This is a genomic window from Stenotrophomonas sp. YJH_SMC_120 (assembly GCF_059368675.1).
Map to the genome: position 1 here is coordinate 78,374 of NZ_JCAFRY010000015.1, position 13,736 is coordinate 92,109.

General features: G+C 66.6%; 13 protein-coding genes. 1 reads left to right on the forward strand and 12 read right to left on the reverse strand.

The window, feature by feature from the left end; genetic code table 11:
• Positions 1 to 79: 79 nt before the first annotated feature.
• The 12 genes from AC5P60_RS16275 to AC5P60_RS16330 form a co-directional block, all read right to left on the reverse strand.
• Positions 80 to 2,230, reverse strand: a complete 2,151-nt coding sequence (locus AC5P60_RS16275; protein ID WP_483693252.1) for a TadG family pilus assembly protein — start codon at positions 2,228 to 2,230, stop codon at positions 80 to 82.
• An 8-nt stretch (positions 2,231 to 2,238) separates the two neighbouring features.
• Positions 2,239 to 2,697: a DUF3613 domain-containing protein gene (locus tag AC5P60_RS16280; RefSeq protein WP_049404144.1), complete on the reverse strand. Its 459-nt coding sequence runs from the start codon at positions 2,695 to 2,697 to the stop codon at positions 2,239 to 2,241.
• Positions 2,694 to 3,584 (reverse strand): tetratricopeptide repeat protein, encoded by an 891-nt coding sequence (locus AC5P60_RS16285; protein ID WP_483693251.1) that lies wholly within the window; start codon positions 3,582 to 3,584, stop codon positions 2,694 to 2,696. The genes AC5P60_RS16280 and AC5P60_RS16285 overlap by 4 nt, the downstream gene beginning before the upstream one ends.
• Positions 3,584 to 4,519: a type II secretion system F family protein gene (locus AC5P60_RS16290; protein ID WP_088470604.1), complete on the reverse strand. Its 936-nt coding sequence runs from the start codon at positions 4,517 to 4,519 to the stop codon at positions 3,584 to 3,586. The genes AC5P60_RS16285 and AC5P60_RS16290 overlap by 1 nt, the downstream gene beginning before the upstream one ends.
• A 28-nt stretch (positions 4,520 to 4,547) precedes the next feature.
• Entirely contained in the window at positions 4,548 to 5,504 is a 957-nt protein-coding gene (locus AC5P60_RS16295) for a type II secretion system F family protein (protein WP_043035231.1), read from the reverse strand.
• A 2-nt stretch (positions 5,505 to 5,506) separates the two neighbouring features.
• Positions 5,507 to 6,856, reverse strand: coding sequence for a TadA family conjugal transfer-associated ATPase (locus AC5P60_RS16300; RefSeq protein ID WP_005413742.1), 1,350 nt, complete (start codon positions 6,854 to 6,856; stop codon positions 5,507 to 5,509).
• Positions 6,841 to 8,097: a CpaE/TadZ family protein gene (locus tag AC5P60_RS16305; RefSeq protein WP_032965901.1), complete on the reverse strand. Its 1,257-nt coding sequence runs from the start codon at positions 8,095 to 8,097 to the stop codon at positions 6,841 to 6,843. Before AC5P60_RS16305 ends, AC5P60_RS16300 begins: the two co-directional genes overlap by 16 nt.
• A 27-nt stretch (positions 8,098 to 8,124) precedes the next feature.
• A complete protein-coding gene (locus AC5P60_RS16310; protein WP_049404139.1) occupies positions 8,125 to 9,480 on the reverse strand; it encodes a type II and III secretion system protein family protein in 1,356 nt (451 codons plus the stop codon).
• 18 nt (positions 9,481 to 9,498) lie between these two features.
• Positions 9,499 to 10,536 (reverse strand): Flp pilus assembly protein CpaB, encoded by a 1,038-nt coding sequence (cpaB, locus tag AC5P60_RS16315; RefSeq protein ID WP_049404138.1) that lies wholly within the window; start codon positions 10,534 to 10,536, stop codon positions 9,499 to 9,501.
• Between the two features lie 23 nt (positions 10,537 to 10,559).
• Positions 10,560 to 11,036 carry a TadE/TadG family type IV pilus assembly protein gene (locus AC5P60_RS16320; RefSeq protein WP_005409993.1) on the reverse strand — a complete coding sequence of 159 codons (477 nt, stop codon included), beginning with the start codon at positions 11,034 to 11,036 and terminating at the stop codon, positions 10,560 to 10,562.
• Positions 11,033 to 11,578 (reverse strand): A24 family peptidase, encoded by a 546-nt coding sequence (locus AC5P60_RS16325; RefSeq protein ID WP_005413738.1) that lies wholly within the window; start codon positions 11,576 to 11,578, stop codon positions 11,033 to 11,035. Before AC5P60_RS16325 ends, AC5P60_RS16320 begins: the two co-directional genes overlap by 4 nt.
• 88 nt (positions 11,579 to 11,666) lie before the next feature.
• The gene (locus AC5P60_RS16330; RefSeq protein ID WP_495201776.1) at positions 11,667 to 11,873 is read right to left on the reverse strand and encodes a Flp family type IVb pilin; all 207 of its coding nucleotides are present in this window, start codon (positions 11,871 to 11,873) and stop codon (positions 11,667 to 11,669) included.
• 693 nt (positions 11,874 to 12,566) lie between these two features.
• Here AC5P60_RS16330 and AC5P60_RS16335 point away from each other — a divergent pair.
• Positions 12,567 to 13,547, forward strand: a complete 981-nt coding sequence (locus AC5P60_RS16335) for an AraC family transcriptional regulator (protein ID WP_005409990.1) — start codon at positions 12,567 to 12,569, stop codon at positions 13,545 to 13,547.
• Positions 13,548 to 13,736: the final 189 nt, after the last annotated feature.

Consider the following 13,736-nt stretch of genomic DNA (forward strand, 5'->3'; position numbering starts at 1 on the left):
AGTGTGGGTTGAGATGAAGGTGGTTCCCCGCCGGGAGTCTAGCATGGGCGCAGGCGCCGCCAAGGGCGCCGGTCACGGGTCAGTAGACCAGTTGCGCCGCGCTGCACTGGATGGACTGCACGTTGACGTCGGTGCGGCCCAGTTCCAGGCCCAGCACGCTGGCCAGCAGGTTGGTCAGCAGGGTGCCGACGCTGTTGAGCACCGGCCGCAGGGCGGCCAGGATCGGCTTGAGCAGCGTGCACAGCAGCCCGCTGCAGCTGATGCTGCCATCGGGATTGGTGACACCTGTCCCCCCTGCACCATCGAGGAAGCCGGCCGGCGCGGTCTGGATGTACGAGGCCAGGTTGTTGCGCACGCAGCCGTTGTAGTCGATCAGGTTGCCGAGCAGGCTGTCGCAGCGGTTGATCAGCAGGCCACCGACCAGCGAGCCGAGCAGGCCATCGAGCAGGCCCAGGCCCTGGCCGGTGACCGTGGTCCTGTAGCCGGTCCACACCGAACCGTCTTCCCAGCAGGTGGTCAAGCCCAGCAGGCAGGGCTTGGGGACGCCATTCTTCACCGTCCAGTTGCCCAGCGGGGCAAGGTTGCGTGCCGGGTCGCCATCGCGCAGCAACGGAATGACCTGATCGACGTTGTAGCGCCCGCCAGTGGGAAAGGCCGCCTGCAGGTAGCGGTCGGCCAGTGCCTTGGCAGTGTCGTTGGTGCTCATGCCCTGCTTGGGTGAGTTGAGCATGCCTGACAGCACGCGCAGCAGTTCATTGACCAGGTCCGACACCGCGTTGCCTACTGCCAGCGGGTTGATCCGGGTCGAGGCGGTCTCGCCGGCGGCCAGGGTCAGGTTCTGGGACCCGGTCAGGGCGGGCAGGGTGATCCTGTCATTGATCAGGGGTTGTCCGAGTAGTCTCAGCAACTGCTCGTTCTTCAGGGTGGCGTCGCAGACATTGCTCCTGGAAAAGCGTTGCGCCGGGTCGACATTACCGACGCAGGCGCGCAGCACCGACGAATCGACCTGGATGGTGGCCTTGGGTGGACTGGCGCCGCACTGGATACCGGTCAGCGTGCCCATCGCGTTGGCGACATCGACATGCAGTGGCAGGTGCAGGCGCGTGCCGAGCAGGTTCAGCAACGGGCCCACCGCGAACAGGTTGTTGCTGTCCACGTCCACCATCAGCCGCACCTGCGCGTTGTACGCGCGTGTGCCGACGCCACCGATGGCGATCGAGGGCGGTTCCACCACGCCGGCCTGGATGTTGATGCCCAGCAGGTCCAGTCCCTTCACCGCAACGCCATTGCCGTCGTTGGCGATGGAGATGGCGGTACTGATCAGGCTGAGCACGTTGACCTTCGCTTCCAGCGCGCTGCCGATCGTGCCATCGGGCGAGACCACTTCGGCGAACAGACCGCCGCCACCGGACTGGCTGCCCAGCACGATGTTGAGCTTGTTGATGTCCAGCTGGGTGGCGACCAGATCGGACAGTGCACGCAGCTGTACGCCCACGGTGCTGTCGCGGCCGACCACGGTGGCGGTGGCATCGACCAGCTGTGCCAGCGAGACCTTGTTGACCGACAGCAGCCGGTTGAAGTCAGCCACGCTGAGGTTGGCGCTGACCGGGATGTTCAACGCCTTGAGCAGGCCCGACGGCGTGATGTTGGCCTGGGCGAGGCCGTCATAGGAGAGCACGGTGGCGTTGGTCACATCCAGGCCGACCAGGCGCAGGGTCGACAACAGTACCGAGTCGCCATTGGTGCGCAGCAGCTGCGAACCGACCGCGAATACTGCAGTGGGCTCCGAACGGCGGGCTACGGCCTCCACGCTGACGGTGGGCAGGCCGGTGTTCTGGCCGAAGAACGGCAGCACGCTGCGCTGCGCGACTACCTGCACGGCATTGCGCGGGTTGCTGGCATCGATGGTGGTGACGAAGCGGTTCGACGTGCTGCGTGTGGCGCTCCAGTTGCCGCAGCGGATCTGCACGGTGCCTGCAAACCTGTTCTGGGTGACCGCGCTCTGCCGCGCTGCACTGTTGTCGCTGTTGTCAGACGTGCACAGCTCCAGCCGTTGTGCACCGGCCAGTGCAGCGAGGTCCGCGACTTTCTGTGCGTCACGCTTGGCCCAGAACAGATAGCCGATCTCTACCAGGCCCAGCATGGCGAGCAGCGCCAGCATGACCAGCATCATGGTGACCGACATGCCGCCGCGTGGGCGGCCGAAACTGAACTGGCGTGGGCGTTTCATGGCCTACCTCAGCGTCCGGATGAGGATGATCCCTTGGACTTGGCGACATCGGTTTCGAAAAAGTCCGGGATCTCGTGTTCGAAGCTCTTCATGTAGCGGGCGTAGCTCAACGTGGCCTGGTCGCCGAGGATCGGCAGGCGTTGCCCGGCCTGCTGCCCTGATGCCTGCAGGCGGAACAGGTCGCGCGTGGTGTCGCCGATCCGGCTGCGGCCGGGTCGCGCGGCTGCAGCGTTGCCGTCGGTGGTGGCGACCGCTGCAGGCGCCGCCTGCGGCACCGGTGCCGGCGGGGTCGCCAGATCCACGGTGGCCAGTGACTCGGACTGCAGCGGCTGCGAAGGCGGCGCAGCGGGCGTGCTGCCGCCAAGCATCTGCCCGGTCAGGGGTTGCTGCTGCGCCTGCGCGCCGCCGGTCAACAGCAGGCAGGCCAGTGCAGGCAACAGGTGTCGGGTCAGGGGCATGGCGCTCATGGAGTGTTTCCGTTCGGCTGATCGGAGGTGCTGAAGCGTTCCAGCATCGAGGGCGGCAGGCGCTGCGGATCGCGCTCATCGCGGCTGTCGCGGCGTGGTTCCGCCGCCAGTCGCGTAGCGCCGGGCCGGTTGCTGCCGGCATCGCTGGCGGTAGCACGCGCAGGGGCCGGCACGACTGCGGCAGCTGCCGCGGCGGCCTGGCGCTGCTGCAGGCGGGCACGGATCTGCGCGGCCTGTTGCTGGATGCTGCGGCGGGTGTCCTCGTTGAGATTGGCCTGTCCGGCGAGGCGCTCTGCAGTGGTGGTGTCGCCACGCAGCACCGCCCACAGGGCGAGGTTGGCGGTGGCCTTGGGATTGCCTGGAGACAGCTCCAGCGCCTTGGCTAACGGTTCACGCGCCTGTTCGAACTGACCTGCACGCAGACGTGCATAGCCGAGATCGCCCAGGTAATCGGTGTTCAATGGCTGCAGCAGCGTGGCTCGGGCCAGTGCCTCCTCGCTGCCGCCATCATCGTCTCGGCGCGCGGCGATCAGGCCCAGGCCGTGTGCGGCTGCAGCGGCCTGCGGGCCACTGGAGAGCTCGCGGTACAGGGCGATGGCAGCGTCGGCCTGGCCGGTCTCGCGCAGGGCGTCGGCCTGCAGCAGGCGCAACGCCGGCGGGTCGCCATAGCGCTGGCGGAAGGCATCGACGTGGGCCAGCGAGGCATACCAGGCACCCTGCTGCTGCATGCGCCCGATCAGTTCCAGGTAGGCATTGCGGCTGTCCTGCGGCGCCGGTTCGGGCGCGGCCAGGCTGGGCGCGCGCAGGTACTTCGGCGTGTTCGACGCACAACCACTGGCGACGGCGGCAAGGGCGAGCAACAGGCAGGAGGTGCGCAGGGCAGGCATCAGGGCGATCCCATCTTGGACATGGTGGTGGCCAGCGCGACCAGCGCCGGTCCGGCAAGAACCAGCATCAGCGCTGGCAGCAGGGTCAGCATCATCACCACGGTCATTTTCACCGAGAGCTTGCCAACCTTTTCCTTCAGGGTGTTGCGGCGCTGTTCGCGCAACCGGATGCTGAACTGCCGCAGTGGTTCCTGCACTGCGCCGCCATGCGCGTGCACCTGCAGGATCAACTGCATCAGGCTGGTCAGGTCATCATCGGCGTAGACCTCGCTCAGCCGGCGCAGGGACTGCGCGCGCGTGCGGCCATGGGTGTACGCGACGTTGGCCTCCTGCAACTCGCCGCCAAGCACCGGCAACGCGTCGCGCAGCTTGTCGCCCAGCGTCTGCAGGCTCTGGTCCATGCTGAAGCCCACGCCCTGCAGCAGGCGCAGCAGGTCGATCAGCAGGGGCAGCTCGTTGTCGACGGCGCGCCGGCGCCGCTTCACCCACGAAGAGAGGATGAACTTCGGCAGCAGCAGGCCTGCCGCGAGCGCACCGATCACGACCATCATCCTGGCCAGCCCTTGGGCGCTGCTGAACGCCAGGGCCAGCATCAGCACCAGCACGCCCAGCAGCAGGCGCAGGCCAAGATAGATGGCGGTGCCACGACGTGTGTTCCAGCCCGCCAGGTCCAGCAGCAGCCGGTCTTCATTGGCCAGCAATGCAGATTCCAGGCGGCCGCCACTGAGCGCGCGCCCGAAGCGTTCCAGCCAACCCAGCGAATCACGGCGCGCGGCCTCCGTGTCGCGCGCCTCATCCCGCGGTTGCAGTGCGGTCTTCAAAGTGGCCGAAGTGCGCTGTTCGCGATGGCTGCGTACCCATCCGGCGATGCCCAGCAGGGCAACACCGGCGGCCAGAACCAGCAGCGACAGGGCAAACCAGGTGCTGGCACTCATCGGGCACCTCCGTGGCGGATCCGGGTGGTCATAGCGACTTGGCCAGGCGGTAGAGCAGGAAAGCGCCAAACAGCTCCAGCCCCAGCGCGATCAACAGGATCTTGTGACCCAGCGGATCGTGCAGCACCGGCTGGAAGAATTCGGGGCTCGATATGGCCATCAGCACCGCGCTGGCCGGTGGCAGCAGGCCGAGCACCCAGGCTGACATGCGCGTTTCCGACGTGGTCGCGGCCAGCTCCTGCTGGGCCTGCTCCAGGTCGCGCATGAAATCGCCCATGCGCTGTAGGATCTGATCGGAGCGTCCGCCGATGCGTACGCTGACACCGATCACGACGGACAGCACCTTGAGCACATCCATCCGGTAGGGCTGTGCCGCCAGGCTCAGGGCACGGTCCAGGTCCATGCCGCTGCGCGCGTAGCGCACGGTGGTGTCCAGCAGTCCGCGCAGCGGCGCGCTGGTCTGCATCGATGCCACCTGGAAGGCAGCCTGCAGGCTGTTGCCGAGCGCGGTCAGCCGCACCAGGTTGTCGAGGAAGTCGGGCAGCTGGTGCAGCAGCTGTGCGCGCAGTTTCGTGGTGCGGCGCATGACCCACAGCCAGCAGGCCAGCAGGTACAGCAGCAGGGTCAGGGGGAACATCCACGCCGTACCGAGCCTGAGCATGGCCACGACCGAAAGCACCAGTCCCGGCACCAGCATCATGATGGGCAGCTTCCAACCCGTCTGCAGGCCCGCACGTTGCAGCAGGCCGTCCAGCGGCAACACCCGGCGCCCGGCACTTGCCGGTCGCGCCGGGTCGTTGGCGGCGGCTACGGATGCCCCGGCCGGGGCTCCGCCACTGGCGCCTCCGCGAGCCAGCTGCTGCTCGGCGTGCTGTAGCGAAGCCTGGCGTTGCTCCCGGTTGCTGGCGGTGCCCCACAGCCATACCGCAAGCGCCAGCAGCACCGAGATGATGCTCAGTACACCCAGCAGCAGGCCCGTGCCCATGCTCAGAAGTCTCCGTACAACGATTCGCGCAACTGCTGCCGGAACGGCTCCAGCTTGTGCGAATGCGGGTGGAAGCCCAGTCCGATCCAGCGATCGATTTCCTTGCCGTTGCCATCGATCTGCAGTTCGTGACGGAACATTTCCTGGGTCGTGATCAGGTTGTCACTGACACCGGTGATTTCCGTGATCGAGACCAGCACGCGCCGGCCGCTGCCCAGCCGCGAGATCTGCACGATGAAGTCGATGGCGCTGGCGATCTGCCGGCGCAGGCTGTCCTCGCTGCCCTGGAATCCGGCGAACCCGGCCAGCATCTCGATGCGGTACAGGCAGTCGCGCGGAGAGTTGGCATGGATGGTCGCCATCGATCCGTCATGGCCGGTGTTCATCGCCTGCAGCATTTCCAGTACCTCGGCGCCGCGCACCTCGCCGACCACGATACGGTCCGGGCGCATGCGCAGGCTGTTACGGACCAGGTCGCGGATGCTCACCGCGCCATGGCCTTCGGCGCCACCGATGCGGCTTTCCAGGCGGACCACGTGCGGGTGGTTGAGTGACAGTTCGGCGGTGTCCTCGACGGTGATCACGCGTTCGTTCGGCGGCACGTAGCTGGCCAGTGCGTTCAGCAGTGAAGTCTTGCCGGAACTGGTGCCGCCAGACACCAGGATGTTGCAGCGGCCCAGCACCATGGCCTTCAGCAGCGCTTGCATCGGCGCATCGAAGGTGCCCTTGGCCAGCAGCTCGTCGGGGGTGAACGGATCCTTGCGGAACTTGCGGATGGACACCATCGGGCCATCCACCGCCAGCGGCGAGATGATCGCGTTGAGGCGGCCGCCGTTGGGCAGGCGCGCATCGACCATCGGGTTGGAGTCGTCCAGTCGGCGGCCCAGCGGCGCGAGGATGCGGCGAAGGATGCGCAGCAGGTGGGTGTCGTCGGTGAAACGCTGGGTGGCGCGCTTGAGCTGTCCTCCCTGCGAGACATGCACATCCTTGAACCCATTGATCAGGATGTCCTCGATCGTCGGGTCGTGCAGGAGGTCGTCGAGCGGGCCGAAGCCGGTCAGCTCCTTGACCAGGCCTTCGGCCACCACCTGCATCTCCTCCTCGTTGATCGGGATGCGCCATTCCTGGATGAAGCCCACCGTCTGCACCTGCACCCAGCGGGCGATGGTGTCAGGGGCCCAGGAATCGATATCGATGCGCTCGTCCTCGATGCTGTTGAGCAGGTGCTCATGGGCGGCCGACAGCACCTTCTGGTACTGCTCGGTCTGCGCGAACGGCAGGTGGGCCGGGGCGCTGTCGGGCAGCACCGGGCGGGTGGCGGCATGCGGGAACGGGGTTACCTTGTCTTCCATTGCGATCCACCCAGGGCAAGGGAGAGTCTTTCCCGCAGGCCATGGGCCTGGACCGGGCAGGCAGCCGGATCCAGGCGCGATACAAGCGGGGCGAGGGCACGCAGGTAGGGGTCGCGCGGTGCGTCCTGCAGCAGCAGATGTCCCTGGCTGGCCGCCAGGCGCACGCGCGGGCGTTCGGGCAGCGTGGCCAGCAGTGGCACTTCGAATCGGCGTGCGATCTGGTCGGGACTCATGCCGCTGCTGTCGTCGTGGCGGTTGATCACCAGCTGCAGGCGCTTCTCCCGTTCGCGCTGGCCGGCCAGGTGCTTCAAGGCCTGGTCGAGCGATACCAGCGTGGCGATCGAAGCGTCCGTGACCAGCCAGATCTCGTCGGCCTGGTCCAGCAACAGCGGCGGTAGCTGCCGCAGCGGGCAGCCACCGGCATCGCACAGCACGCTGGCGAATACGTGGCGCAGGCGCTGCAGCAGCGCAGCCGGATCGGATGGCGGCACCGCATCGCTGCCGCTGGCGCGGTCCAGCAGCACCAGGCCGGTGTCATGGCGAGCCATCGCAGTGCGGGCGAGGGTGGCGTCGATGCGACTGGCGTTGCGCAGCGCATCTTCGTAATGGAAGCGGCTGTCCAGGTTGAGGTACAGCGCGAGGTCACCCGAAGGCTGGGCCAGCTCCATCAGCAGGCCGTCCTGCTGCAGCGCCTCGCCTTGCGCCAGCGCACGGGTCTGCTGTGCCAGCACCGAAAGATGCGCGGCCAGCGTACTGGTGCCCACTCCGGCGCGCACGCCCAGCAGTACGATCAGGCGCGCCTTGTGCGCGTGCTGCGCGGCGGCAGCCGGTCGTGGCGACAGGGCGCGGCGCAGCGCGGCCTCGATGCCGACGTTGTCGCTGTCCAGGTCCAGCACGTCGCGCAGGCCCGCCCGCAATGCAATGACGATGCCTTCCACCTGGCCGGTACTGGTGGCACCGACGGCAACCAATGCAAGATCCGGTTCGGTCTGTTGCAGTTGCTGCGCCAGCACGCTGGAGGCGGCGGCATGTTCAGGGCGGAAATCCAGCAGCACAAGGCTCTGCGGCCCGCGTTGCAGGTCCAGAGCGGAGGTCGGCGCGCTGCTGTCCTGCCAGTGCAGGGTAGTGGTCGGCGGCAGTTTGGCCGCCAGCCGGGGCAGCAGTTCGCGATCCATTCCGTACAGGACCAGATTCATCGGCGGTCCTTGCGGATGCAGCGGCTGGGCAGTGGCGTAGGGCATGGGCGTGGTATCGCAGGCATCATGGAATCAGCGTGAGAAGCCGGGTACCGGGTCCTGGCTGATGGGACCCAGCAGCCAGGCGCCCCATTCGGGCATGTGCGGCTTGGCCTCGCGTTCGCCAGGCAGCGGCAGCTCGGTGTTGCGCGCCAGCGGCTGCACCAGCCGCGGCGTGACGATGATCACCAGCTCCTTGTCCTGGCGCTTGTAGTCGAAGTTGCGGAAGAACGAGCCGATGATCGGCAGGTCGCCCAACAGCGGGATCTTGCCGACGTTGGAGACGACATTGGAGCTGACCAGGCCGCCGATCACGAAGCTCTCGCCATCGCCCAGTTCGACCGTGGTGTCGGCACGGCGCGTGGTGATCGAGGGAATCTGCACGCCATTGAGGGCAATGGCGTTGCTGTAGTCCAGATCACTTGCTTCCGGTGCGACCTTCAGCGCGATGCGGTTGGGGGCCAGCACCGTCGGCGTCACGGTCAGGCCGATGCCGAACGGTTTATAGGTGATGGTGGTGGTGCCCAGGCCCTGCGGCTCCAGGATCGGCAGTTCGCCGCCAGCCAGGAAGCTGGCGCTCTGGCCGGATAGTGCGACCAGGGTAGGTTCGGCCAGCACGCGCGCCATGCCGTTGCTCTGCAACAGGTCGACATCGGCGTTCCACAGGCCCTTGGTCGAGCCGAACACCAGCCGGAACGCCGAAGAAATGGGCGACTCGGCCTCGTTGCCGGAGTTGCCTTCCTTCATGCCCGGCAGGATGCCGGTGTTGCCCGGCAACTGGCCGCCCGGGCGGGCGAAGCCGTAGGCGAAGCTGCCATTGCGGTTCTGGAAGCTGATGCCGATCTGCTTCAACGCGGTCTTGTTGAATTCGACCACCTTGACCTCGACCTGCACCACGCCGCCGCTGCTGACCGTCGACGCGTCGGCAAGCAGCCCGTCCTTGCCCAGCGCCATGGCCGCGGTCTTCTGTTCCTGCATGTGCGAGAGCACGCTATCGGTGCTTCCCTGCAGCAGGCCCTGGTTGTCCTGCTGGGTGAACACCAGCCCGTTGGAGCCCGCGTCTGCCGCGCCCTGCACGGCACTCTGCACCCGCACCTGCAGACGTTGCGGCTCGGCCTGCTTGCGGTGCCACAGCAGGAGGGTCGTCGTACCCGGCGCTTTTCCGACCAGCAGGGCCTGGCGCTGCCCACGCAGCATCACGATGTCGGCGACGCCTGGGTCGGCGATGGCGACCCGTTCCAGATCGGTCGGAAGCGTCCACGGGCGCTGCTCACGCGCCTGCAACACGAGATCGTCTGCGGCCACGCTTGTTGCCGGAGCCAGCAGCACCAGCAGCAGGGCCAGCCAGCGCTGGCGGGGGGAGGGGCGTGGGTGGCGGCGTTCGGTCATGGATGCGCTCGATGCAGGTCAAAGGGAACCGCGTGGGGCGGAGCTGTCGCCACGGATGATCTCGATGCCCGACGCACGCGGTGCGCTGCGTCGAGCCGCCGGCGCATGCACCGGCGGCTGCGGGTTGCTGCGGGCTGCGCTGTTGCCGCGGCCGGCCAGGGCATCACCATCGATGCCGGCGAAGGCGTGGTTCTCCGGCCGCTGCAGTGCGAGCTGCTGTTCGGCATCGAGGCCACGCACGGGATCGATCACGCCACGCGCCTGTGGGAACAGTGCAAGGTCGGGTTGCCCCGTATCGGCCGGGTTGCGCAGGGCAAGGAACAGCTTTCCCTGCTGCGCACCCAGCAGCAGCCGGTTGGCATCGGCCACCGGCACTGCCAGCACCGCACTGCGTGCCGGCTGGGTGGCCTCGTTGCCCGAGCCATGATTGCTGCCATTGCCGGTGATGTCGGCGGCGCGGGGATCGTTGCGGGTATCGCCTTCGTTGCCGGCGACGGCATCGCCGGTGACCGGAGCGATGTCCTGTTGACCGTAGCTGAGCACGCGTAGCCGCGACAGCAGCAGGCGGGTCTGCGCGGCCTCTGCCGGACCGCTGGCGTTGGGCTGGGCATTGCGCAGGTTGAGGAAGACATCGACGAAATCACCCGGCAGGATGCGGTTTCCGGCGCCGACCAGTTCGTCCACCGGGACGGCCAGCGCGCGTTCCCCCGGACGCAGTTGCAGCGAGAATCCCTGTGCCAGGGCGCCGCTGCTGATGGCGGTGCCCTCGGCGATGTCCTGCACCGGTACCTTGCCGACCACGGCCGAGATGCTGGTGGCAGCACCGGCTACCGCCGTGGTCCGCTGCGCAAGGCGCACTCCATTGGCAGAGATCGGTTCGCCGGCCGGCAGTCGGGCCACCGCCTCTACCACGGTGATCGCCGAGGCTTCGCTCTGCGCGACCGGGGCAACCGTGGCCGGCGCGGCCTGCTTGCGCCCGATCATCAAGGCGATCACCGCCAGCAGCACGGCCAGCCCGATCAGGGCGACGGCAGCGATGCGGGTCAACTTGAGCATGGAACCGTCTCCTGTGCCGATGGTCAGTTGCCGCTGCCGAGGTCGAGCTGGGCGACCGCGACACTACGGATGGGGGCCTGCATCACCCACTTGTAAAGCGTGGCGGTGCCCGGCAGGAAGGGATGGCTGGCGTAGTCGTAGCTGACGGTCACCGTCATGCACTGGGCAGTGGCCAGGCCGGCGCAGGGTGCCTGCGCGGAGACAACGATTGCGTTGCTGCCGCCATTGCTGCAGTCGACACCCTGTCCAGAGAATTTCAACAGCCACTGCATCGAACTGCGGGCTGCTACGCAGGCTGCGGTACGCCGTTCATTGGCGCTGCCATAGCGCAACGAAGCGCGAGCGCCCTCGGCCGAGGCCGTCGCCAATGTCTGTTGCGCGGCCATGATCATCACGCCGGAGAACGTGAACAGCAGCAGTGGCAGCAGGCCCAGCATGAGCATCAGGGCAAATTCGATGCTGGCTGCACCACGTTGACGCCGTGGATCGCGGATGTTCATGCCACACCTCCATAGACGCTTGCCAGGACCCAGCCGATGCCGGTGATGGCCAGGTACGCTGCGTAGGGAATGCCATGTCGTCCCTGGCGCGCGGCCTGCATGTCGCGCAGGGCGGGGTGCGATTGCCATTGGCTGCTGGCGCGGTTGACCTGCATCTGAAGGCCCGTGGGCAGCATCACGCCCAGGCGGCGGCCGACAATGATCACTGCCGCGTGCAGGCCGGCCGCGAGACTGGCCACCATCCAGATCGGCAGCAGGGCTTTCCAGCCCAGCATCAGCCCCAGTACCGCGAAGAACTTGACGTCACCGGCGCCCATCCAGCGGATGGCATAGAACGGCAGCAGGGCCACCAGGCCGAGCGCCGCGCCCGCTGCGTGGGCAAGCCACGGCTGGCGCGGCGTGCTGAACTGCCCCGCGATGATCAATGCGACGGCAATGATGGACGCAGACAACAGCCAGGCATTGGGCACCCGGCGGGCATACAGATCGCTGATCGCGATCCGCAGGCATACGCCGATGGCCAATAGTCCCAGCAACGTCATCGCACACTCCGTCGTCCGTCATTGGACAGCCTGCAGTTGCCACCGGCACATCCCAGCACTGCTGCAGGGATGTGCGATGCGCGCAGGCTCAGCCGCCACCGCCGGTCGCAGGTGCCGACCCGGAGGCCTTGGTGGCAAGGTCGGAGAGGTTCTTGAACAGCGTCTCGAAGAACCCCTTCATCTCCTTGTTGCCGACCGCGATCAGGATGCCGGCGATGACGGCGGCCAGCAGCCCGTACTCGAGCGCGGTGACGCCATCTTCTTCCTTCAGGAACTTGCGGATGGATGCGTTCATGGCCTTGTCTCCCTCTACTTGTTGTCTGCAGATGCAGGACACCTGTTGGGCGGTGGCCCGGCTCCGCCGGGATCGTCCGTGGGCCCCGCACGTCCTGGCGGGGTGGCATGACGGGAATGACCCGCCGTGCTCATTCTGGGTAATCGGCCCCGGGAGAAATACCGGCCGCAACGTTGCAACCACGCGGCGCTGCGCCGGTGGCCGAACTGTTCTGCGATACGGTCGTGGTCATGCGCTCCCCCGGGTGTGGTCGTTTTGAAACGACCGGATCACCGTGTTATCGACTTTGCCTGAATGGCGGTTGGCTGCAACTGGAACCTATATGCAAATTCGGCAGAAACGCGGTAGCCCTTAAACTTTCAGGTTGTTTCTGTGACGCGTATCCGTTCGCTGGCAAAACGATTCATCGACGTGTAGATATTGTGATGGCGCAAATGGTGCATGCGAATATCGTGCCACTGGCGACGACATTTTCTTCATCTCTGTATCTATTTTCTTCAATGCGGAGTTCGGGTTTACCTTCGATGATTATCGGGCATACTCGCTCTCACGTTGCTGCTTTCAACCGGGTTGGTCGCGCGGCACCGGCCGCGGCCATCCCGGCAATGGCGAAGGTTCCTGGAGGAATGGTGTGGCCCTGTCAGGCAGTGGGGGCCGCAGCGAGTTGCGGATAAACGGGGGGACGACACTGTCATGGTCGATGGTGGGGTAGAAGACAGCGACGACAGCGGCCTGCGATCGATCGATCTGGCGACGCTGGGCGGCGTACTTCGCGTGTGCGATGTCGAACTGCTGCTGCTCGATGGCAACGGGCCGCGGGCGGCCTTCGCTTCGCGCGTGCATGAGGAAGCCCTGTTCTGCAGCATCAGTTGCGGTTTCCACTGCCGTGGCCGCTTCATGCTGCCACCCGACTGGGCGATGCTGGGGTATCTGCACGCCACCGATGAAACACTGAGCTGGTGCCACGGGGTGCCGCTTGCACCGGGGATGGCGCTGACGGTGATGCCCGAAGGCATCAGCGAGTTTACGCTCAGCCCCGGTACGCACATGACCCTGATGCTGGTGCCGGTCGCACGGGTGCAACGCAAGTTGACCGAACTCAGCCTGCGCAGCACACCGCCCGCGGGCCAGGCACTTTCACTGTTCAATCTGGCGAACGATTCGGCGCCACTCGCCCATCATTATCAGCAGCTGCATCTTCAGCTCGGCCAGGGCGCTGGCCTGCAGCCGCAGGAAACCGAACGATTGCTGCACGAGCACGTGCAGGCCCTGCTCGGTGCAGGCGCCGCCGATCGCCCCGGCTGCAGCCGCGCCCGGCGCACGCATTATCTGATCGCGCAGCGGGCGGAGAACTTCATGCGGCTCAACCTGCGCCGCAATATCTACATGAACGAGATATGTGACGCGGCGGGTGTCAGCGAACGCGGCCTGCGCTATGCCTTCGAGGATCTGTTCGGAACTTCGCCCAACCGTTATCTGTCGATGCTGCGCTTGTGCGCTGCCTGCCGCAGCCTTTCCATGGCCGATTCCAGCCGCCGTTCGGTGAAGGCGATCGCCCTCAGCTGTGGCCTATGGGACCTCTCCCGCTTTGCCGACAACTACCGCAAGGTTTTCGGCGAGCTGCCGCGCGATACGCTGATGCGCGCTCCCGCGCAGATCGGCCAGCCGGCCTGAATCAAGCGCCGCAAGGGTTTCGGGGTGGTTTCTGCCGGAATTGCCCATGCGCTTGCCGATATCGTTGCCGCTTCTGCATAGCCCGCTGCCGATTCCGGCCGTGGATTTGCCGGAATGCGCGATTGCCGTGCCGGAATGAAGTGCGCAGCCACCGTTGCAAACGCTGAAATGTCAGTCACCTGCCTAACG

Coding starts and splice junctions, on each gene's coding strand:
- AC5P60_RS16275 (WP_483693252.1), bottom strand. CDS start 2,230: ATGAAACGCCCACGCCAGTTCAGTTTCGGCCGCCCACGCGGCGGCATG.
- AC5P60_RS16280 (WP_049404144.1), bottom strand. CDS start 2,697: ATGAGCGCCATGCCCCTGACCCGACACCTGTTGCCTGCACTGGCCTGC.
- AC5P60_RS16285 (WP_483693251.1), bottom strand. CDS start 3,584: ATGCCTGCCCTGCGCACCTCCTGCCTGTTGCTCGCCCTTGCCGCCGTC.
- AC5P60_RS16290 (WP_088470604.1), bottom strand. CDS start 4,519: ATGAGTGCCAGCACCTGGTTTGCCCTGTCGCTGCTGGTTCTGGCCGCC.
- AC5P60_RS16295 (WP_043035231.1), bottom strand. CDS start 5,504: ATGGGCACGGGCCTGCTGCTGGGTGTACTGAGCATCATCTCGGTGCTG.
- AC5P60_RS16300 (WP_005413742.1), bottom strand. CDS start 6,856: ATGGAAGACAAGGTAACCCCGTTCCCGCATGCCGCCACCCGCCCGGTG.
- AC5P60_RS16305 (WP_032965901.1), bottom strand. CDS start 8,097: ATGCCCTACGCCACTGCCCAGCCGCTGCATCCGCAAGGACCGCCGATG.
- AC5P60_RS16310 (WP_049404139.1), bottom strand. CDS start 9,480: ATGACCGAACGCCGCCACCCACGCCCCTCCCCCCGCCAGCGCTGGCTG.
- cpaB (WP_049404138.1), bottom strand. CDS start 10,536: ATGCTCAAGTTGACCCGCATCGCTGCCGTCGCCCTGATCGGGCTGGCC.
- AC5P60_RS16320 (WP_005409993.1), bottom strand. CDS start 11,036: ATGAACATCCGCGATCCACGGCGTCAACGTGGTGCAGCCAGCATCGAA.
- AC5P60_RS16325 (WP_005413738.1), bottom strand. CDS start 11,578: ATGACGTTGCTGGGACTATTGGCCATCGGCGTATGCCTGCGGATCGCG.
- AC5P60_RS16330 (WP_495201776.1), bottom strand. CDS start 11,873: ATGAACGCATCCATCCGCAAGTTCCTGAAGGAAGAAGATGGCGTCACC.
- AC5P60_RS16335 (WP_005409990.1), top strand. CDS start 12,567: ATGGTCGATGGTGGGGTAGAAGACAGCGACGACAGCGGCCTGCGATCG.